At 65.4% G+C, this 20,024-nt stretch carries 20 protein-coding genes; 10 read left to right on the top strand and 10 right to left on the bottom strand.

Annotated elements, in window-relative coordinates; translation table 11 throughout:
- Positions 1–61 precede the first annotated feature (61 nt).
- Together MU553_RS06295 and infB are read right to left on the bottom strand one after the other, a co-directional pair.
- Positions 62–292 carry a DUF8015 family protein gene (locus MU553_RS06295; protein ID WP_247376842.1) on the bottom strand — a complete coding sequence of 77 codons (231 nt, stop codon included), beginning with the start codon at positions 290–292 and terminating at the stop codon, positions 62–64.
- Positions 293–368: 76 nt separating this feature from the next.
- Complete coding sequence (gene infB / locus MU553_RS06300; RefSeq protein WP_247376844.1) at positions 369–2,192, bottom strand: translation initiation factor IF-2; 1,824 nt, start codon at positions 2,190–2,192, stop codon at positions 369–371.
- A 206-nt stretch (positions 2,193–2,398) separates the two neighbouring features.
- Here infB and MU553_RS06305 point away from each other — a divergent pair, with 206 nt between their 5' ends.
- Together MU553_RS06305 and MU553_RS06310 are read left to right on the top strand one after the other, a co-directional pair.
- Positions 2,399–2,638 (top strand): PRC-barrel domain-containing protein, encoded by a 240-nt coding sequence (locus MU553_RS06305; RefSeq protein WP_247376845.1) that lies wholly within the window; start codon positions 2,399–2,401, stop codon positions 2,636–2,638.
- Between the two features lie 13 nt (positions 2,639–2,651).
- Positions 2,652–3,110: an NOB1 family endonuclease gene (locus tag MU553_RS06310; RefSeq protein WP_247376846.1), complete on the top strand. Its 459-nt coding sequence runs from the start codon at positions 2,652–2,654 to the stop codon at positions 3,108–3,110.
- 75 nt (positions 3,111–3,185) lie between these two features.
- Here MU553_RS06310 and MU553_RS06315 read toward each other — a convergent pair whose 3' ends face one another.
- The 3 genes from MU553_RS06315 to MU553_RS06325 all read right to left on the bottom strand — a co-directional run bounded on the left by MU553_RS06315 (position 3,186) and on the right by MU553_RS06325 (position 6,507).
- Complete coding sequence (locus MU553_RS06315; protein ID WP_247376848.1) at positions 3,186–3,317, bottom strand: CopG family transcriptional regulator; 132 nt, start codon at positions 3,315–3,317, stop codon at positions 3,186–3,188.
- 127 nt (positions 3,318–3,444) lie between these two features.
- On the bottom strand, positions 3,445–4,596 hold the full coding sequence (locus MU553_RS06320) for a CPBP family intramembrane glutamic endopeptidase (RefSeq protein ID WP_247376850.1): 1,152 nt from the start codon (positions 4,594–4,596) through the stop codon (positions 3,445–3,447).
- A gap of 591 nt (positions 4,597–5,187) precedes the next feature.
- Complete coding sequence (locus MU553_RS06325) at positions 5,188–6,507, bottom strand: glucose-6-phosphate isomerase (protein ID WP_247376852.1); 1,320 nt, start codon at positions 6,505–6,507, stop codon at positions 5,188–5,190.
- Positions 6,508–6,618: 111 nt separating this feature from the next.
- Here MU553_RS06325 and MU553_RS06330 point away from each other — a divergent pair, with 111 nt between their 5' ends.
- The 3 genes from MU553_RS06330 to MU553_RS06340 all read left to right on the top strand — a co-directional run bounded on the left by MU553_RS06330 (position 6,619) and on the right by MU553_RS06340 (position 9,584).
- Complete coding sequence (locus MU553_RS06330) at positions 6,619–7,164, top strand: DUF8056 family protein (protein WP_247376854.1); 546 nt, start codon at positions 6,619–6,621, stop codon at positions 7,162–7,164.
- A 46-nt stretch (positions 7,165–7,210) separates the two neighbouring features.
- The gene (locus MU553_RS06335) at positions 7,211–7,675 is read left to right on the top strand and encodes a DUF5812 family protein (protein ID WP_247377559.1); all 465 of its coding nucleotides are present in this window, start codon (positions 7,211–7,213) and stop codon (positions 7,673–7,675) included.
- A 139-nt stretch (positions 7,676–7,814) separates the two neighbouring features.
- Positions 7,815–9,584 carry a histidine kinase N-terminal 7TM domain-containing protein gene (locus MU553_RS06340; RefSeq protein ID WP_247376857.1) on the top strand — a complete coding sequence of 590 codons (1,770 nt, stop codon included), beginning with the start codon at positions 7,815–7,817 and terminating at the stop codon, positions 9,582–9,584.
- Here the strand turns inward: MU553_RS06340 and MU553_RS06345 are convergent, their stop codons facing one another.
- The gene (locus tag MU553_RS06345) at positions 9,585–9,938 is read right to left on the bottom strand and encodes a DUF7968 family protein (protein ID WP_247376859.1); all 354 of its coding nucleotides are present in this window, start codon (positions 9,936–9,938) and stop codon (positions 9,585–9,587) included.
- Positions 9,939–10,238: 300 nt separating this feature from the next.
- Between MU553_RS06345 and secF the strand changes: the two genes are divergently transcribed.
- Both secF and MU553_RS06355 read left to right on the top strand, forming a co-directional pair.
- Positions 10,239–11,129, top strand: a complete 891-nt coding sequence (gene secF, locus MU553_RS06350; RefSeq protein WP_247376860.1) for a protein translocase subunit SecF — start codon at positions 10,239–10,241, stop codon at positions 11,127–11,129.
- Entirely contained in the window at positions 11,126–12,676 is a 1,551-nt protein-coding gene (locus MU553_RS06355; protein WP_247376862.1) for a preprotein translocase subunit SecD, read from the top strand. Before secF ends, MU553_RS06355 begins: the two co-directional genes overlap by 4 nt.
- A 228-nt stretch (positions 12,677–12,904) precedes the next feature.
- On the opposite strand, the gene rnhB is transcribed toward MU553_RS06355, so the two are convergent.
- The 4 genes from rnhB to MU553_RS06375 all read right to left on the bottom strand — a co-directional run bounded on the left by rnhB (position 12,905) and on the right by MU553_RS06375 (position 16,121).
- Positions 12,905–13,552, bottom strand: a complete 648-nt coding sequence (gene rnhB, locus MU553_RS06360) for a ribonuclease HII (RefSeq protein WP_247376864.1) — start codon at positions 13,550–13,552, stop codon at positions 12,905–12,907.
- A gap of 63 nt (positions 13,553–13,615) precedes the next feature.
- Entirely contained in the window at positions 13,616–13,801 is a 186-nt protein-coding gene (locus tag MU553_RS06365; protein ID WP_247376866.1) for a hypothetical protein, read from the bottom strand.
- 69 nt (positions 13,802–13,870) lie between these two features.
- Positions 13,871–15,169: a tRNA pseudouridine(54/55) synthase Pus10 gene (locus tag MU553_RS06370; RefSeq protein WP_247376867.1), complete on the bottom strand. Its 1,299-nt coding sequence runs from the start codon at positions 15,167–15,169 to the stop codon at positions 13,871–13,873.
- 52 nt (positions 15,170–15,221) lie between these two features.
- Positions 15,222–16,121, bottom strand: a complete 900-nt coding sequence (locus tag MU553_RS06375) for an esterase/lipase family protein (protein ID WP_247376869.1) — start codon at positions 16,119–16,121, stop codon at positions 15,222–15,224.
- 241 nt (positions 16,122–16,362) lie between these two features.
- Here MU553_RS06375 and MU553_RS06380 point away from each other — a divergent pair, with 241 nt between their 5' ends.
- From MU553_RS06380 to MU553_RS06390, 3 genes are all read left to right on the top strand, one after another.
- Positions 16,363–16,617 carry a hypothetical protein gene (locus tag MU553_RS06380; protein WP_247376871.1) on the top strand — a complete coding sequence of 85 codons (255 nt, stop codon included), beginning with the start codon at positions 16,363–16,365 and terminating at the stop codon, positions 16,615–16,617.
- 83 nt (positions 16,618–16,700) lie between these two features.
- Positions 16,701–18,275, top strand: coding sequence for an SLC13 family permease (locus MU553_RS06385; protein ID WP_247376873.1), 1,575 nt, complete (start codon positions 16,701–16,703; stop codon positions 18,273–18,275).
- Positions 18,276–18,388: 113 nt separating this feature from the next.
- Positions 18,389–19,939 carry an aldehyde dehydrogenase family protein gene (locus MU553_RS06390; RefSeq protein WP_247376875.1) on the top strand — a complete coding sequence of 517 codons (1,551 nt, stop codon included), beginning with the start codon at positions 18,389–18,391 and terminating at the stop codon, positions 19,937–19,939.
- Positions 19,940–20,024: the final 85 nt, after the last annotated feature.

A 20,024-nucleotide genomic window follows, 5' to 3' on the forward strand; every position in this document is an offset into this window, starting at 1 on the left:
TCGCCGGATGCTGGCGACCTCCTGCTGCTCAGCTAGCACGGGTAGTCAGCAAACCGCGCCGCTACCGCTCGCACTTGCTGCTCGTCTCGCCGTCGACCGGCGGCGAATAAAACAGCGCGTAGCCCATTGCAGCGCTCGCGGGCAGACTCCCGACTGCCAGCGCCAGCGTGAGCGGCACGCCGACGAAAAACCAGATGACAACCGCCACTATCAGTGGTCCCGGAATCACGGAGAGGACCAGATCCGGCTCGGACACTCGATCGAGACGTGTGTCTGAGATGGTTGCCTCCACTCACACCGTCCACAGCGAGCTAATTAAATATTATTACTTGGCAGAAAACGGAGGTATTCCCGTGCCGGGGGTCCGCTCACTTCCCCCAGAAGGGGTCGCGGTTGCGCTGTTTCTCCAGGTACATCGAGAGCGCTTCGCGCTCGTCCGCCGGGATGTCCTCGGTGAGTTCCTGTTCGAGGATCTTCGCGTGCTTCTCGGGGAGGTGGACCCAGAGTTCGTCGCCCTCTTCGATCTGGCGGCCGACGGTCGGGCCGTCGATGGAGACCGCCGCGCGCTCGCCGGCGCGGAGTTCGTCGACGTCCTCGCCCTCGTCCTGGATGGATTTGAGGTTGCCGACGCGCTTGAACTCGCCGTCCTCGAACTTCGCGGCGTTCGTGTTGCGCTTGACCGTTCCCGACCGGACCTCGACGCCGACCACTGCGGGGTCGGACTGGCGGAAGGTGTGGTCTTTGAGGATCTGGAAGCGCGCGGGGCGGGTGATGTTCTCCAGGACCTGCTCTTGCTGGGACTGCTCGATCGCCTCGACGTGCTCCTCGTACTCCTCGATGAGCCGGTAGATGACGTCGTGTTCGAAGATGCGAACGCCCTCCTGTTTGGCGAGTTTCTCGGCGTCGTCGAGGATGTCGACTGAGAACGCGAGGATCGCCTTGTGTTTGTCCTCGGCGGCGGTCTCGGCGACCCGGATGTCACGCGGGGCGACGTCGCCGACCTCCGCGCGGACGATGGGGATCTCTGACTCGTCGAGCGTGCTCGCGATGGCCTCCAGGCTCCCGAGCGTGTCCGCCTTGACGATGACGCCCTGTTCTTCCGTGCGGACCTCGATCTCGGCGAGTTCCTTCTCGACCTCTGCGACGACTTCGTCCTTGTTCCGGTTACGGACGACGCGGATCGGCGCGCCGGCCATGGCGTCGTCGAGATCGGGCGCGGCGATCTTCACACCCGCCGCCGCCGACACCTCGTCGACTTTCTCGAACTGCTTCTCGGTGCGGATCTCGGCCAGCGGCCGGGGCTGGAGCAGTGCGCGTACCTCCGTCGTGATCGGTGCGTTCAGGCCGCCGACGATGATCTCGTCGTCCGCCCGGATCGTGCCGTCGTAGAGGACGGCGTCGACGGTCGTCCCGAAGCCCTGGGTGTCCTTGACCTCCAAAACCGTGCCTGCGCCCGGACCCTGGACGTCGATGGCCATCTCCTCTTTCATGTAGCGCTGGGAGAGGCCCATCAGGACGGTCAGCAGGTCGGGGACGCCCTCGGCGGTCATCGCCGAGACGGGGACGACGCCGATGTTCTTCTGGAAGTTCTGGACGCGCCAGTACATGTCCGCGGAGAAGCCCTCGTCGCTGAGCTGCCCGATGATCTTGTACAGGCGGTCGTTCAGGTCGCCCTCGACGCGGTCCGATTGCTGTTCGATGGACTGCTGGATGGGTTCGCCCTCGTTGGGGTTCCAGCCGGGGACCGTGTCCACTTTGTTCGCGGCGACGATGAAGGGCGTCTGGGTCCGTTTCAGGATGTCGACGGCCTCCAGCGTCTGGGGCTGGAACCCGTCGTTGACGTCGATGACGAGCACTGCGATGTCTGCGAGCGCGCCGCCGCGCGAGCGCAGCGTCGAAAAGGAGTGGTGACCGGGCGTGTCGATGTACAGCAGGCCCGGCAAGTCGAAGTCGTCGGGGTTGACGAGACTCCCGGCCATCTCGGAGATGGTTTCGAGCGGGACGGCGGTCGCACCGATGTGCTGGGTGATCGCGCCCGCTTCGCCCTCGGTGACGGTCGAGCCGCGGATCTTGTCCAGCAGCGTGGTTTTCCCGTGGTCTACGTGGCCGAGGACTGCAACGATCGGTGTCCTGAGCGCGTTCGATTCGTCCCCCGCCGTACCGGTCTCAGTGTCCGGGTCAGAGTCAGACATGGCATATCACCGTGGAGAATCCTTACCCCATACCAACCGTGCGCGGGATTTAAGCTTCCTCCTTTTGGGGACGCCTGTCAGCGGATGACGCACGGCCGCCCGCGCGACTGATCGGACCCGCAGGACGCCCGGCTCGCGGGTTCCAGCGTCTGACCCGCGTCACACGGCCCGTGGCGTTTATGTGAGTGGAATACACACCTCTCGGTATGGCAGAGATACTCGCCGAGAACCTCTCGGGAAAGGCCGTTATGGGTTCGGACGGGGCCGAACTCGGCATGCTGTACAACATCACGATGGACGCGAACTCGGGTCGACTGCACAATCTCGTCGTCGAACCGGACGAGATGGCCCGGGACACCGGGTTCGACACGGACGACGCCGGTCGGTTTCTGATTCCCGTCACTCGCGTACAGGCGGTCAAAGATCACATGATCGTCCAGAACTGACGTTTGTCCTTCGATGTACGTTCTCGATTCTTCGGCATTCATAAACGAGTATCACACCCAAGAGCGCATCGCGTCGATTCCGATGGTCCGCGAGGAACTCGAAGACGAGAGTGCCTACCGCTTCGACGCCCTCGAAGGGTCGGGCATGCACCTCCACATCCCGGAGGGCGAGACCGTCGAGCGCATCGAGCGCGCCGCGCGTGAGACCGGCGACCTCGACGAACTCTCTCGGACCGACGTCCGGCTCGTCGCCGCCGCTTTCGAACTCGACGGGCACCTGGTGACCGACGACTACGCGATGCAGAACGTCGCGGAGAAACTCGACGTCTCCGTCGAGGTCATCGCCCAGGACGGCATCGACGAACAGCGCGACTGGCTGTTCCAGTGTTCCGGCTGTGGCCGCGAGTTCGACGAGAACCACGACCGGTGTCCGATCTGCGGGAGCGAACTGACCCGGAAGAATCCCGCGTAGTCGTTCCCAACGCTTCCGCCGTTTGCTTCTACAGTACGCTGTCAGTTCGGGCAGCCGCCAGTCCCACCTGGCGACCTACAGGTGATCCAGTCCGACGTCGATCAGCTGGCGGAGCACTTCCTCTTCGGTCAGGTCGTACTCCTGGGCCAGCGTCTTGACTTCCCGTGCGAGGTCGTCGTCGCAGACGACCGAGTAACGGGTCGGCATGCTACTGACTTGGAGATTTCAGCGGATAAATACCCGTCAGACAGGCGTCTCATCGCGCGGCAGACGCGCTGGGTTGTTGCCTTCGACGGTACAATTTCGTGTCCGTCCCTGAAAGAAGGTCGCGGCCCTAGAGACCGGGCATGGTGCCAGTCAACTCGACGTAGAGTGCGTAGAACTGGATGGCGTTGAAGGTCCCGTGGATGAAGATGGGGACGAGGATGTTCTCGGACTTGTAGTAGCTGTAGCCCAGGACGAGCGAGAGCACGAACACGATAAACAGCGTCGAGAGCATCGCGATGGGATTGGGATCGGCGTACTGCTGGAAGTGGATCGCGGCGAAGGTGACGCTGGCGACGAAGACGGCCGTCCGCCGCGAGAACGACTCGTAGAGGTACTTCTGGAGGACGTTGCGGTAGACGAGTTCCTCGCCGGGACCGATGGCGAGCCAGGACAGCGGCACCAGCGGCAGGAGAAACGCCGGCTCGGGAACCTGCTCTGCGAGCCGCTGGATGCTGCTGTCCGCGGTCGGGAGACCGAGTTGCGTGAACGTGTACGAGACCAGCCCGGCCCCGAGGAAGATGACGAGCAGACCGCCGAGACTGTAACCGACGTCGCGCAGGTCGGGCCGTTTGACGTCGATGTAGTCGAGGCCGAGGTCGCGATAGCGCAGGTACCCCAGCGTGAACAGCCCCAGACCGATCCCGGACCCGGCGGTGACGATCGGGTACATCTGACTCGTCCCGAACGAGGAGACGAGCGCCATCGGCACGATCGCAAAGGAGTAGGCGACGACCGTGCTCACCAGGAAGCCGGCGAAGCCGATGACGATCGCAATCGCGACGGCGCGAACCTGCGTCCACAGCAGGTCGTCCGTGATCGCACGGAAGTCCGCGACCGCGACGACCGCAGCGAACAACCCTGCAACTCCGGCGATGGGCAGGCCGAGGCCGAGCGTGGGTGTCGTTCCCTCGCCCAGCGCAGGCGTGACGAGCCGTGCGAGTGCGACGACGGCGACCCCGAACGAGAGCAGGCCGGCCATGGTGCTGCCGAGCGGTCGGTTGAGCGTGCCGTGTCGGCGGAGGGAGAACGTGACTGTTGCCCCGAGCGCGAGGGTGGCAGCGAGGGCGCTCCCGTCGATTCCGGGGACGGAAACGAGTGACGGCTGGCCGGTCCAGGGCAGGAAGGAGGCGACCAGCGCGAGGCCCGCGAGGACCAGGCCGAGCGTCGGCGCGGCGCCGGTCGCGGGCGCGCCGTCCTCGGCTGCGTGTGCTGTTGCCATTGCTACGTGCCTGGACCTCTGGCGGTTTAGTGACTACGTTTCCGACCCCACTTTTTTACTGCGGGGGTGTCCTCGCTTCGCTGCGGGCACCCCCCGAAGCAAAAACCTGGACTAAAAACTGCTCCGCGCTCATTACATTCGCGCGGAGTGAACCCCCTCGCTCGCTGCGCTCGCTCGGCGGATGCTTGTTCACTGTGTGCGTATCGGGTATTCGATGGATAGCCGCTCCCTGCTCAAAATCTCGTGTCCAACACAATCAACGTAAAGAGAACAAAGCCACCTGCCAACAATGCACCTTCCCACAGACTATACTGAAGTGGATAGACAGTCAGCCCACTGAATATCACAGTTCCGAGAAGTCCGATTACACCGACAAAAATAGCCCGCTCCTCTCGCTTCATGATTTATTGTTGACGCAAACGCTGATAAGACTATTGTCTGTACTGAGCACCAGCATCCGCGTGAACGAAGTGAACGCGGTTCTCCGCGAGCGCGCCGTAGGCGCGACTCGCGGCCTTTTTTAGCGTAGATTTTTTGACGGGGGTTGAGCGCTCGCCTCTGGCGAGCGCGATCCCCCCGTTAAAAAAGGTACTATTTGACGAGCAGTTCCGTCTTCTCGGCGACGGCGTCGGCCTCCTCGAAGTCGCCGCCACCGAGCAGGCCGCGGGCGGCGCGCTTGCCCCACTCGACTGCCGGCTGGTTGAACGTCTCGATGTCGTACAGCTCGCCGGCGAGGATGCAGGCTGCCTCCATGCCGTAGAGGAGTTCGCCCACGCTCTCGGCGTCGAGTCGGTCGAGTTCGATCCGGACGTTCGGCCGGCCGGCGGCCGCGAGGCTCGCCTCCGTCGCCTCGAACTCGGCGTCCAGGAGTTCGCCCAGCGACGACCCGCCCAGATAGGCGAGTCCGTCGATGTCCGTCTCGGGGATCTCCCGGTCGGCGCGCTCGCGAGCGCGCACCAGCGTGACCATCTTGTCTCGGGGGCCCGCGCGGTAGAGCTGGAGCTGGGAGTGCTGGTCCGTCGCACCGAGCGCCCGCGCGGGCGTCTGACCGAGCCCGTCTTTCCCCAGGCTCTCGGCCCACAGTTGGGCGAACCACTCGGCGAAGTACTCCAGGCGCTCCTCGTAGGGCATCATCGCGGTGATCGACGCGCCGCGCTGATCCAGCGCGTAGCTCACGGCCCCGTACGCGTAGGCGGGCGACTCGAACAGCGATCCCGCGAGCGAGTCGGCGCCGGCGCGACCGCCCTCGATGAGTCCCTCGATATCGTGGCCCTGGATGGCAGCGGGGACGAGCCCGACGGCCGAGAGCGCCGAGAAGCGACCGGGGACGCCCTCGGGAACGTCCAGCGCGGGCATGTCGTGGCGGTCGGCCAGTTCGCGCAGCGGGCCCTCCTCGCCGGTCGTGACGACGGTCCGCTCGGTCCAGTCGACGCCCGCCGCTTCCATCGCCTCGCGGACGACCAGAAAGTTCGACAGCGTCTCGGCGGTCGTCCCGGAGCGCGAGACGACGTTGACGGCTGTCCGGTCGAGCGGCACTTCGGCCAGGATCTCGCGAACCCGTGCGGGATCGACGTTGTCCAGCACGTACAGCGGGGCTGCGTCTGCGTTCTCGCCGTCGGCAGAGAGGCCGCCGAGCGCCTGCGAGACAGTCGCTGCGCCCAGGGCGCTGCCGCCGATGCCGACGGTGAGGATGGCCTCGGCGTCCGTGAGCGGTTCGACGGCGTCCTCGATGGCCGCGGCGTCGGTTCGCTCGGGGAGGTTCAGCGAGGCGTAGCCGAACTCGTCGTCGGCCCGGCCCCGTTCGATGCGCTCGTGGGCGCGGGCGACGGTTTCGTCGAGCTGATCGAGCGCGTCCCGGGAGACGCCGGGGGAAGCGACGCTCGCCAGTGCGTTACCGATGTCGACTCTCATACCCGACCCTGGTCACCGCCTGGAGAAAACACTTCCTCGTTGGATCGGCACCCCGGCTCCCGCGAACGGCAATCGCGTTCCTTAACGGGGCTGGGGTGCTACGGGGAGCCAATGACGGAGGCGGCGAGCGGCGAGACACCGAACGAGGAACGCACAGCCGACGAGGACGCCTACAACGGCGTGTTGGGCGCGTTCCCGTACGCGATCCGGGCCAGCGAGTCGCTGCTGTTCAAGACGTACGGCGTCATCGGTGGCCTGCTCGCGGGCCTCATCGCGTTCCTGTTTACGCTCTCGCTCGTCGGTATCGTCGCCAACACGACCGGGACCGCGGGCGGCGTGTTCTCCTTTTCCCGCGCGTTCGTCATCTTCGTGGGGTTCGTCGTCGTGTTCCCGCTGATCGCACCGGTGCTGTCGGTCGCGCGCCGACACCGCCGGACCGGGTCGACGCCACGCTACGACGCCGCGCTCGGGCTTGCGGGGTACGTGTTCGTTCTCTCGCTGTATCTGGCGTTGCTTCTCTCGATCCCGCCGGAACAGCAGGAGCCGACGTCGAACGCGGTCGTCCAGTTGTTCTACGACCTGCCGGGGATCTACGGACTGGTGCCGCCGACGCTCGCCGGGCTCGTCCTGTATCTCGTGCACCGGCGCCTGACGTGAGGGCGGATCGGTGACGAAACCGGGAAAAAGCACCAGTCCCTACCGGGTGGCAATGAAAGACGGGACGTTTCTCGTGACGCACGTCGACGAGGAGTCCGCCGTGGTCCAGGACGTGGCCGACGGGCAGGTCCACACGCTCGCTGAGTGCGACGACTTCGCCGTCGGTGAGGTCCTGGACGCGACGCTCGAACCGGAACCGCCGATGGAGGTCACCTGGCGGATCGCGGAGGAGAGCCGTCGACGGACGATCCCGGTCGAACACAGCGAGGAACCGCCGACCCAACAGGCGCGCGACCTGGCGGCCGACCAGCAGGTCGGCGATCTCACGACCCGGGAGCGGGCTGGCGAGGGCGAAGTCCACGTGCTCACCGTACCAGCCGACCAGACGGCCGACGCGGCCGAGGAAATCGTCGAGGACGAGGAGACGCGCGCTCGGGCGGCGCGGCTCGACGTCGCGCACGTCGAGGTGCGGGCCGCAGACGGCGTCGTCAGCGTGCGATACCTGCCCTGAGACGCTGTCTCTCCAGGTCGGCGCTTCCCCCTGTTCGTGTACTTAAATATAACCGGAAGCTACCGGCTGTATTCTTAATGAGATAGGGGCGTAAGCGACTGTTACGTCCGCGGGGGCGTAGGGGGAAGTAGCAAGTCGCGTGTTTGTTTCACCGTACATCCTGGCGCTCGCCGTCTCGGTGGCAGTTGCGCTCGGGTTCGCCGTCGTGACGTGGCGACGACGGCCCGAACCGGGCACGACAGCGCTGACTGTCCTTCTCGTCGTGGTCGCGCTCTGGATCGGTTGGTACGCCATCGCGCTCTCGCTCCACGACCGGCTGTTTCGGCTCCAGATCCATCGGTGGGTGTTGGTGCTGTCGGTCGGCACGCCCGTCGCGTGGTTCGTCTTCGCGCTGCAGTACACGGGCCACGGCGACGAGGTCACGCGCGGCACCGTTGGCGCGTTGTCGGTCCTTCCGGCAGTCACTGCCACGCTCGCCGTCACGAACCCGTGGCATCACCTGGTCTGGACGGACACTGATGTCGTCACCGCTGGCGGGTTGCTGCTCGTCGAACAGTCCTACGGGATGGCGTTCTGGGTCCATCTCCTCTACGCGTACACGCTGGTGCTCGCCGGCGTCGTCCTGTTGCTCAGGCTCGTGTTCACGGCTGACCACCTGTTTGCCGATCAGGCGCTCGCCCTGCTCGTCGGGGCGCTCGTCCCGCTGGTGGCGAACCTCGTCTCGATCGCCGGGCAGGCCCCCGTCCCGGGTCTGGATCTGACGCCGTTCGCTTTCACGGTCAGCGGCGTGACGTTCGGCTACGCGCTGTACAAGTCGGAGCTGCTGGATCGCATCCCGGCGACGCGTCGCATCGGCCGCACCGCCGTCGTCCGGAACATGCGTGACGGGGTGGTCGTGCTCGACGACGGCGACGTCGTCATCGACGTCAACCCCATCGCCGAGGAACAGTTCGACTGCGAGGCGGCCGACGTCATCGGTCAGCCGGTTCAGGAGATCCTCCGGGACCCGACGTTCGAGGTCCCCGAGAGCGGGACCACCGTCGTCTGGTCGGCACCGGGGCCGCTGGAGTACGAGATCAAAAGCTCGGTGCTGCGCGACCAGCACGACCGCACCGTCGGCCGCGTCCTAGTGGTTCGGGACATCACCGACCGGACGAACCGCCGCCAGCAACTCCAGGTGTTGAACCGCGTGTTGCGGCACAACTTCCGGAACGACATGAACGTCATCGACGTCTGTGCCACGCAGCTGAGCGATCAGCTACACGGGGAAAACGCCGAACTGGCGGATCGCATTCGGATGGTCGCCCGGGACCTGGCCGAGACGGGGACGAAAGCCCGCGAAGTCGAGCGCATCATGTCGCGACGCCACAACGACCCGCAACCGATCGACCTGTCGCCGCTGGTCAAACGCCAGGTCGACACCATTCGCCACGAGTACCCCGAGATCGACGTCGAGACGGCGGTCCCCGACTCGCTCGAGATCCGCTCGACGGGGATTCTGGAATCGGTACTTCACAACGTCCTGGAGAACGCCGCCGTCCACAACGACCATCCGGACCCCTGGATCGAGGTGGCCGTCGAGGAGTTCCCGACCGCCCAGGAGATCGAGATCACGGTCGCCGACAACGGGCCGGGCATCCCGGACCAGGAACGCGAGGTGCTGATCAAAGGGACGGAGACGCCGCTGGAACACGGGAGCGGACTGGGGCTCTGGCTGGTCAACTGGGGCGTGTCGATGCTCGGCGGCGAAATCGAGTTCACCGACCGGGCGGGGGAGGCGGATGCCGGTGACGGGTCCTCGGACCCCGACGACGGGCCGCGCGGCAGCGTCGTCACCATCACGATCCCGCGTCGCCAGCCTGTGGCCCCGACGGGGGCTGCTGACCAGTCGCCGGTCGACGCGAACTAGTTACTGGGTCGGGCCGCCGGCGCTCTGAACGCGCCAGCCGCCCTGGACGTCGCAGGCTTCTCGAACCTCGTACTCGATGCTCGTTTCGTTCGTCACGCGCGAGCCTCCCTCGACTCGTTCGATCTGGAGCGGGACGTCCAGGCTGTTGCCACAGCAGCCGACGCCGACGAACTCCGGCCAGGTGTCGCCGGATTCGGCGGTGTCGTGGGTTTTCCGGAGATACGCTTTGAAATGAGGCGTCGCTACCTGGTCTCTGCCCCACGCCGAGAGGTCGGCGGGGTAGGAGACGGTGACCCGACGAGCGACTGTTTCCGTCTCCTCGCCTGCCTCGTGGGTGTCTCGTTCGGATACCATACGTCCCCTACGGATTCGAGGGAGAAAGCCCTTGGTCGCGGGTGTGACGTGCCCGGGGAACTGCCGTCTCGTGCACTGACCTCGCGGAAATCCCGCGACGGCTGCCGGGTGACGTCGCTGCCAGACAGTGCGGCTCAGTTGTCTGATCCCGTCGGACTGGTATCGAGGCGAGAGTCAGCTACGTCTCGGACGGTCGCGCGCGAGTGACACCGAGATAAGAAGGCTTATTCGGGGCTGTTGCAATCCACGGCGTATGGTGGAGTTCGAGGTACCGGCAGCCGGGCGCAGGGGGTGGTCCGGATGAGCGTGAGAGACCTGCCGGACCGCTTACCCGAGATCGACTACACGAAGTACACGAACCGCCAGCTGGCGGCGATTCCGCTCGCCGTGCTGGGCGTGTCGTTGTTGATCCTCGTCGGTTGGTCGCTGTTCGTCACTGGCCAACCAGCGAGTCCCGGCTCTCCGGTTGATTTGGGAATCGCGTTCACCGGAGGCACAGAGGTACAGATCGTCGCGACCGACTCGCCGTCGGCAATCGAGAGCAATCTCGGTTTCCAGGTCGATTCGGTCCAGCCGGTTCGCGGGAGCGACCGGTACATCGTGACGACCCAGTCGACCAACACCGAGCAGATCCAGAGCGCGATCAGTTCGGCCGGGTACGAACAGATCTCGATGAGTGAGACGGCCGCGAGCTTCGGGGCCGACTCCGTCCAGTTGGCGTTGATGGGCATCGCCGTCGCGTTCGTCGGGATGAGTCTCGTCATTTTCATCCTGTTCCGGACGTTCGTCCCGTCGATCGCCGTCGTGATCTCGGCGTTCTCCGACATCGTGATTCCGATCGCGCTGATGAACGTCTTCGGCATCAAGCTCTCGCTGGGGACCGTCGCCGCGCTCCTGATGCTCATCGGTTACAGCGTGGACTCGGACGTGCTGCTCAACAACCACATTCTCCGTCGGCGCGGGGGCTTCTATGAGTCGACCTACCGCGCGATGCGAACGGGTGTGACGATGACGCTGACTTCGATTTCGGCGATGGCCGTGATGACCATCGCGGCGTACCTGATGGGCATCCCGCTGTTGCCCGAAATCGGGATCGTCCTGGTCTTCGGCCTCTCGGCTGACCTGATGAACACGTACATGCTCAATCTCAGCCTGCTTCGCTGGTACAAGTACGAGGGGGTCAAGCAATGAACCTGCGCGAGAACTGGCGCGTCGTCCTGCTGGTCGTGTTCGTCGTCGCCAGCGGGGTCGCGTTGCTCGCACCGGCCGTCAGCGGCGGTGACGGCGCCACTGGATTGCAGTACGGCTTGGAACTGTCCGGCGGGACGAGTATCCGCGCGCCGCTGGTCGGGATGACTGCCGAGAACGTCAACATCAGTCAGACCGTCGAGAACGAGAACCAGAAGCGCGCGGCGCTCGCGAATGCGCTGAACGTTTCGGAGAGCGACGTGACCTTCAGGGCGCGCGAACGCGCGGTGGAGGTGTACTCCGACAACGTCACCGAACAGGCGTTCGTCACTGCGCTCAACGACAACGGGTTCGACGTGGCCGACGACGACGTCCGTTCGGGCGTCACGCAACAGACTCGTGAAGACGCGGTCGCGATCCTCGACGAGAAGGTAAACCAGGCCGGACTGACCGGCGGCGGTGCGCGGTTGACCACGTCCGGAACCGGGCAACACTTCGTCGTCGTCGAAGTGCCCAACGCGAACCGGACCGAGGTGTTGAACCTCATCGCGGACCGCGGGCAAGTCGAGATGGTGGCGCACTTCCCGGCCGACAACGGGAGCCACCGCCAGGTGACGCTGCTGACCAACGAGGACTTCGTCAACATCGGGTCGGCACAGCCCCCGAACCAGGCACAGCCTAATCCGTACGTCTCCGTCGCGCTGACCGACGAGGCCGCGCGGAACTACTCCAACGCGATGCAGCGGTTCGGCTTCACGAGTCAGGACGGCATCGCGAACTGTCCGACACGGACTGCGCTCCAGGACCCGCAGAACGCCTCCGGCTACTGTCTGTACACCGTTCAGGACGGCAGAGCCGTCTACGCGGCGCAGATGAGCCGTGGGCTCGCGGGGTCCATGGAATCCGGCGACTTCGTGAAGGACCCGTCGTTCGTCATCACCGCGACGAACATGACCGAGGCACAGCAGCTCTCGGTCAACCTCAAGGCCGGTGCGCTGCCGACGGAACTGGCCATCGACGATGGGACGACCTACTACCTGCAGCCGAGCCTCGCCCAGGAGTTCAAGGTGTTCTCGGTGATCGCGGGCCTGGTCGCCTGGCTCGCGGTGAGCTTCGTCGTCTTCCTCCGCTACGGCAGTCCGCGGGTCGCGGTGCCGATGCTGGGGACGGCGGCCGCCGAGGTGTTCCTGCTGCTCGGCTTCGCGTCGACGGTCGGCCTGGCGCTCGATCTCTCGCACATCGCCGGGTTCATCGCCGTCATCGGGACGGGGGTGGACGACCTCATCATCATCGCCGACGAGATCTTACAGGAGGGTGACGTCGCCACCGGCAGGGTGTTCCAGAACCGCTTCAAGAAGGCGTTCTGGGTCATCGGCGCCGCCGCGGCGACGACCATCATCGCCATGAGCCCGCTGACGGTGCTGTCGCTGGGTGACCTGACCGGGTTCGCCATCGTCACCATCGTCGGCGTCCTCATCGGCGTGCTGGTCACGCGGCCGGCCTACGGTGACATCCTCCGGAACCTCATGCTCGACGAGTACGAGGAGTAACCGACGACGCTGCAGTCGTCCGATTCCGAACGGGTTTCTCGCGATTCGTCCGCTGCGTTCGCAGGTGTTTTCAAAACGAGAAAACGCTCCCTGCCTTTTGTGTAGCTGGGTGTCGTACGTTCAGGCGCGGCCAGACGCCCCCAGCGATCCTGGCCCCACCCCCCCACACCACGTGGCGTTTCCCCCCAAACGCCACATTTCCCCACTTCCAGGCACTTTTCCTGCTGCTCAGAACTCGTCGAGACCCGTCTGTGCGGCGGCCGCGAGCACGTCCTGGCTGGTTTGCCAGGACGCCCGGGCACAGGACGGGAGCTCACCGTGGTCGCTGACGTACGCACGGAGGAACTCGCGGGTGGCCGGATCGCTCGGGTAGCCGCTCCCCACGTCGTCGTAGCTGTCGTGCCGGGCGGCCAGGTTTTCGACGTGCGCGTCGCGAGCGACCTTCGCGATGATGCTCGCTGCGCCGACGAGGGCGTACGTTTCGTCGGCTCCGTGTTCGGCGACGACGTCCAGGTCGGCAGCGACGTGGTCCCCGACTCGTCGGCCGAACCGGGCGGCGTCGGTGTCGCCGGCGTCGACGGCACCACGGTCGCCGTCTCGCGCGACCGCGTCGAGGGCGTCGGCCTGGGCGGCGACGGTGAGCGTGTTCATGTCGGTCTCGGGATCGTCGATGCGGTCCGGCGGAATCTCGGCGAGGCCGACGGTCACGCGGTCGTCCGCGCGGAGCGCGCTCGCGAACTCCTCGCGACGAGCGACCGAGAGGTTCTTCGAGTCGTCGATGCCCGCGGGGAGCACCGCCGGGTCGGCACGCACCGCCGCGGCGAACATCGACCCGAGGACGGGTCCCTTGCCGGCTTCGTCGACGCCGAATTGCATGCTGTCGGCTGGTCGGCCAGCGACGGGAATAAAGACGGTGGGTTCGCGACTGTCTCGGCCGGGTCAGTCGTCCAGTTCCGGCTGCTCGATTTCGGGTTCGTCGATCTCGACCTCCCCGATCGGTGGCGCTTCGATGTCGACTTCCGGTGGCTCGTCCGCGCCCTCAGCCTCGTCGGTTTCGGCTTCGGCTTCGGCGGCTTCCCACTCGGCCTCCCAGTCGATGACTCCGTCTCCAAGATGGTGGCACATGGTATCTCTCCTCACTATCTGTGAGGTCGTTCAGGTCCCTAAACGTTGTTGCGGGAAAGAAATACGGCGCTACGATTCGGCTTCGTGCTGGAAGAACTCGGGGAGCGCGAACGGCTCCTCCTCGCCTTCGACGTCGAGGACGTCCAGTGCGGTGACGACGGCTCCGACGCCCAGCAGGCCGGACAGGCTGGGATCGGTGCGCCCCTCGTCGCCCGAGACGAGTTCCTTCACGTAGAGGCCGCCCTCCCCGTGAACTTCGAGGGTGGCGTGCGTGTCGTCTTCCAGCTCGCCGTCGATACCGTACACCTCGCGGGTCCGCGTGATGTCCGCGCGGCGATGGGACACCCGCTGGGGCGTGTCCTGATGGATTGTCGCGCCGTCGAGTTCCGCGAGGGCGGCGTCCAGTTCGTCGGCGGTGACGGCCTCGTCGAACTCGACGGCCATCCGGTAGGTCTTCGAGGCGTCGTGTTCCTTGACGCGCTCGACCATGTCGTGGGTCGCCAGCCGCAACCCCTCGACTTCGACTTTCCCCTCGGCGAACTCGTTGATCTCGTCCTCCAGCTCCTCGGGATCGACGTCACGGGTCCGGGGCTCCTTGACCTCGATGACGAACGGGCGGCCGCCGCCGAGCATCAGCGCGTCGACGTCCTCGCGGCCGGCGCCGTGGAAGACGGCCTCTTCGCCGTCCATGGCATCCAGGACGACCGGTGCCGACAGTTGCTCGACGCTCTCGTCGTAGCGAAAGCCCGACCCGCCGCAGCCCTCACAGGTCGCGCCGCGCTTGAGGCCGGTCCCGCCGCAGTCGTTGCAGGGCCACTTCGTCTGGGGGATGTCCCGTTCGAGTTTGCGGTAGCGGCCGTAGACGAACGCGGAGTTGACCTGGACGTCGAGTTCGTCGGTGGCCAGGTCGAGCAACACCAGCACGTCCGGGCGCTCGAAGTCGACCTCGGTGTCGGTGAGGCGACCGAGACGCTTGCCGACTTCGCGGTTGAACTCGCTTTTGAGGAGTTCGCCGGCGTCGGGTTCGAGGCCGACGTCCTCCCGCAGCAACTCGTCGTTCTCTTCGAGCAGCGGAGGCACTTTCGTCCCGGTCTGGTAGGTGGCGAAGTCGTAGTCCCTGACGGCGTGGGCGGCGCGGTCTGCCCACTCGTCGTAGCGCTGGCATTCGCCTTCACACACCCAGCACTCGCCGTCCGGTTCGAGGTCGTCGATCGGCTCGTCGTCGTCGAGGGCGACCGCCACCCGGAGCGAGTGGCCTCGCTCGACGTTAGTCAGTCCGAAACTCCGGTCGGCGACGAGCCGACCGAGACACGCGTCACAGAGTGGCCCGGTGTCGATCGCGCGCCGGGCCGTCTCGAGGACAGTCATTACCCCTCTCAAGGCGGGGCGGCCGTAATTCCCTTGCCCTTCGCTTCGGCGACTACGGACGCGCGGGCTCGTCCCCGTCGTCGCTCTCGGACCCGAGGAGCGCCCTGAAGTTGTACGGCTTCTGGCCGCTACACCACTCGAAGACGTGCTCGATAGCGGGGAGACTCGCCCGGACGCCGTCGTGGTCGGCCGTGATGGCGACGTTCTCCGCGCCCTCCAGCGCGGGGCTGTCCAGGCAGTTCCAGAACAGCGGGTCGTCGGTCCCCCGGAGGGTGTAGTAATCCACGTCGCCGGGCGTCTCCTCGGCGTTGAGGTCGGCGAGGGGATGCTCGGACAGGCGGTGGTAGTCCTTCCGGAGGAAGCGACTCATCTTGTACGTGCCCGTGGTGAGGCCGGCCCGGACTGCCATCGAGTTCAACACCGTGCCGTGGTTCGCACCGGCGAGGCCGACGAACGTGTCGACCCAGTCGTACCGGTCCTCGCGGTGGAGCCAGTAGCGGGTGCCCGTGACGCCGAGACTGTGCGATACGACGGCGACGGACGACGCGCCGGTGTACTCTCGAACCCGGGCGACGAACGCGTCCAGTTGGTCTGCCATCTCGTCGTGGGAGGGACTCCCGCTGCCGAACGTGATCGCCCAGAGGTCGTCGCCGCCGTACGATCGGTTCCGGAAGAACTCGGCGTGGACGTCCCAGTCACAGGCGTCGCGCTGGTTCCCGTGCACGAACACGACCGGGGTCTGCTCTGTGCCTGGGTCGGTTCCGTGATGCTCGTGCCCGCCCCACCCGCCGTAGCCCTCCGTCGCCCAAGGGAGCCGCGCGTCGCTCGTTCGGTCGTGCGCGCAGTCGCGACGACAGCCGTCGCGCCGCCGACAGCGCCGCAGTTCCATGAGGTTCGACGTGAGTTTCCCCAGCAGGCCCGGCGATCCTGCTGGCCCCCTATCAGTAGACATACGTGTCTTGTGTGAACGTGTGTCATATATACTTATGTGTTTACAACGATCGCAAAGCAGCGAAAATAACGACCTATGTCAGTCGAGAGGGTGGTTGGAGTTACCGAAAATTTGCTGAGCAACTGATTTGGTTAACGACGACTGCTAATCATCGGAGTGTTGCACCTGTCTTACTGGCGCGGACTCGGGTGGCGCGTCAGGTGCGAACGTTTTTACGCCGTTTCACGTTTAGTGTCGACTGATGGAGTCGTCAGAGGAGTCCGCAGCGATCGACGTCGGCGAGATCTCTCCCGACGCCTGGCGATTGCTGCGTACGGCCGCTGGCTACGAACAGCGGACCGTCGAGAAGGAAGTCGACGATCTGATGCAGGCCCACATCTCGATGCTAGAAAACGGGAGTCGCGGCCTGTCCGCTTCGCGCCGGCACGCGCTCTTCGAGTTGTACAGCGCCGAACTTTCCGCCGATCAGATCGAAGCGCTCGTGACGCACTTCTGAGGTCACTCGTTGCGCGGTGTGGTAACGCATCTATCAGAGAAAGCAAATGATAAATAGAGGGGTTCTTTGAGATACGTGTATCAATGATACAGCTGCAGACGGACTCGGAAAAGGGTAAATTAGCCGTTTTCGCGATGGCGTTGCTCGGTGCTGGACTGATCGCATTCGCCGCTGATCCGGCGAACCTATCGACGAAAGGACAATACGCGATCGCGACGATGTTCTTCGCTGCGGTACTGTGGGTGACAGGTGCGATCCCGCTGGCCGTGACTGCGCTGTCGATCCCGGTGCTACTGACTGCCTTCGGCGTGTACGACAACATGGACGCGGCGTTGACGGGCTTTGCCGACCACCTCATCTTCCTGTTCATCGCGGGGTTCATGATCGCGAACGCGCTCCAGAAGTACAACATCGACCGCCGGATCGCGCTGTGGATCATGACCAAGATGGGGTCGTCCCCGCGGCGGCTCATCCTCGCCGTGATGCTCGCGACGGCGTTCCTCTCGATGTGGGTCTCGAACACCGCGACGACCGCGATGATGACGCCCATCGCGCTGGGCGTCCTCGCGCAGGTCATCGGGCGCGACGAGTTACAGGAAGCGGAAGACAGCGAGGAGGCGTTCTCGAACATGCAGATCTCGATGCTGCTCGGGACCGCCTACGGGGCGAGCGTCGGTGGCGTCGGGACGCTCATCGGGACGCCGCCCAACGCGGTGCTCGCGACCCAACTCAACGCGATCCTCGGTTACGAGATCGGCTTCGTCGACTGGCTCGCGATCGGCCTGCCGGTCGTCGCCGTCACGCTCCCGCTGGTCTGGTACCTGCTCACCTTCCGCCTCTACCCGCCGGAGATCGACGACGTCAGCGACGCACGTCAGGAAGCGCGCAAGTACCTCGAGGAGGAGGGCTCGCTCTCCCCGCGCGGCCGCCGCGTCGCCTACATCTTCGCGACGACCGCCGGGCTGTGGGTGCTGGGCGGGCTCGACCTGCTCGTCGAACGGCTCGGTATCCTCCCCACCACGTGGTTCAACACGCTCTTTGGCACCTCCGAAGGGATGACGGTGCTGGGCGTCACCGGCCACCAGGGACTGCTCTACTACGTCATGGTCGGGATGTACGCCATCCCCGCGCTCGTGCTGGCCGACACCGTCGACTGGGAGGACATCGTCGACATCGACTGGGGCACCATCCTGCTGTTCGGTGGTGGGATCGCGCTGGCCGACGCGCTCGCGGCGACCGGCGCGACGAAGTGGCTCGCCGAGACCATCTTCGGCTCGCTGACCGGCGCGCCCATCATCCTCGTCGTCGGCGCGGTCGTGCTCGTGGTCGTCCTCCTCACCGAGATGACCTCGAACACGGCGACGTCGACCATCATCGTCCCCATCCTGATCGGGATCGGCGGCATCTTCGCCACCACGCTCGGCCTCTCTGAAGTCTCCGCGGCCGTCTTCCTGGCAGTCAGCGGCGCGATCGCCGCCAGCTTCGCGTTCGCGCTCCCGGTCGCGACGCCGCCGAACGCCATCGTCTTCGGCAGCGGCCACCTCAAGCAGCGCCACATGATGCGCGCCGGGATGGTCCTGAACGTCCTGATGACGCTCGTGCTCACCGGCCTCATCTGGCTGATGTTCAAGTTCGTCTGGCCGGTGATCCTCTTCTAGTCGCTGACCGCTACTGACGCTGATTTCTTTCTCCGCTGCACGCGCCATTTAAAAATGCGAGTTATTGAGGCACTACCCCTAACTCCGCTTCTGGTGAAGGGTTCTCACATCGCATGCAACGCGACTACTTCGACAAAGCACGGGTGGCCGTGGGGGACTCGATCGCGGAGAAACACGCCGACGTCGCGGCGGACGTCATCGACGAGGACGAATACGGGCACCTGATCGGCGGGGACTGGGTCGATTCGACGAGCGGCGAGACGATGGAATCGGTCGATGCGACGACCGGCGAGACGCTCGCTCGGTTCCAGGACGGGACCGCCGAGGACGTCGACGAGGCCGTCGACGCCGCCTGGGACGCCTTCGAGAAGTGGGATCAGGTGTCGCCGCAGATGCGCTCGGAGAAGCTGTTCGAGATCGCCGACCGCCTCGACGAGCGACGCGCCGAGATCGCGCGCCTCGACAGCCTCGAAGTCGGCAAGGCCAACCAGCACTCGGCGTTCGTCGACCTGGAGATCGCCATCGAGCAGTTCCGCTACTTCGGCAGTCTCTGTCGCACCGCCGACGAGGGCCGTCGGCCGCCGGCCAGCGACGACCGGTTGACCTACACGCAGAAAGAGCCCTACGGCGTCGTCGGCCTCATCAGCGCGTGGAACTTCCCGGCGATGTTCGTCGGCTGGAAGGTCGCCCCCGCTCTCGCAGCGGGCAACACCGTCGTCTACAAGCCTTCCTCGCGCGCGACGCTGTCGACCCTGGAGATGGCGCGCACCATCCAGAACGTGCTGCCCAACGGCGCGATGAACGTCGTCACCGGTTCGGGCAGCGAGGTCGGGAACGCCATCTCCCAGCACGAGGGCGTCAAGAAAGTGGGACTGACGGGCTCGACGCGGGCCGGCCAGTTCACCATGGAGAACGCCGCCACGCAGATCAAGCCCGTCTCGCTCGAACTCGGCGGGAAGTCCCCGAACATCGTCTTCCCCGACGCCGACGTCGAGAAGGCCGTCCAGGGCACCATCATCGCCTCCTGGTTCAACGTCGGTCAGCAGTGTACGATGGGCTCGCGCCTGTTCCTCCACGAGGACGTCAAAGCGGAGTTCATGGAGAAATTCATCGAGGCGACGGACGACCTCACCATCGGCGATCCCCTGTCCCCGCTGACGGACGTCGGCCCGCTCGTCGACCACGACCACCTCGAAGAGGTCCAGTCGTACGTCGACACCGCGGTCGAGGAAGGGGCGACGCTGGCCTACGGCGGCGAACAGCCCGACGACGAGGAGCTGCAGGGTGCCCCCTATCTGAAGCCGACGATCCTCACCGACGTGGAGAACGACGACACCGTCGCCTGCGAGGAAGTGTTCGGCCCCGTCCTGTCTGTCATCGAGTGGTCGGACTACGACGAGATGATGGCCCAGGCCAACGACACGATCTACGGACTCGCGTCGGGCGTCTGGACGACCGACCTGGACAACGCCAAGAAATCCGCCGACGACCTCGAAGCCGGCACTGTCTGGATCAACACCTGGAACGACATGTTCGAGCCGAGCCCCTACGGCGGCTACAAGCAGTCCGGGATGGGGCGGGAACTCTCCGAGGAGACGCTCGAGGACTACCAGCAGACGAAGTCGGTGACGATGAACTTCGGCGGCCTGCCGAAGATGGGGTGAGGTCGGTAGCGGTCTTTGTAGAGGTGTGCGTTGACATCATGTGCTCGGTGGTCTTCACAGTGTACCGGCACCCAACTCCGCTGAG

This window comes from Halorientalis brevis (assembly GCF_023077655.1).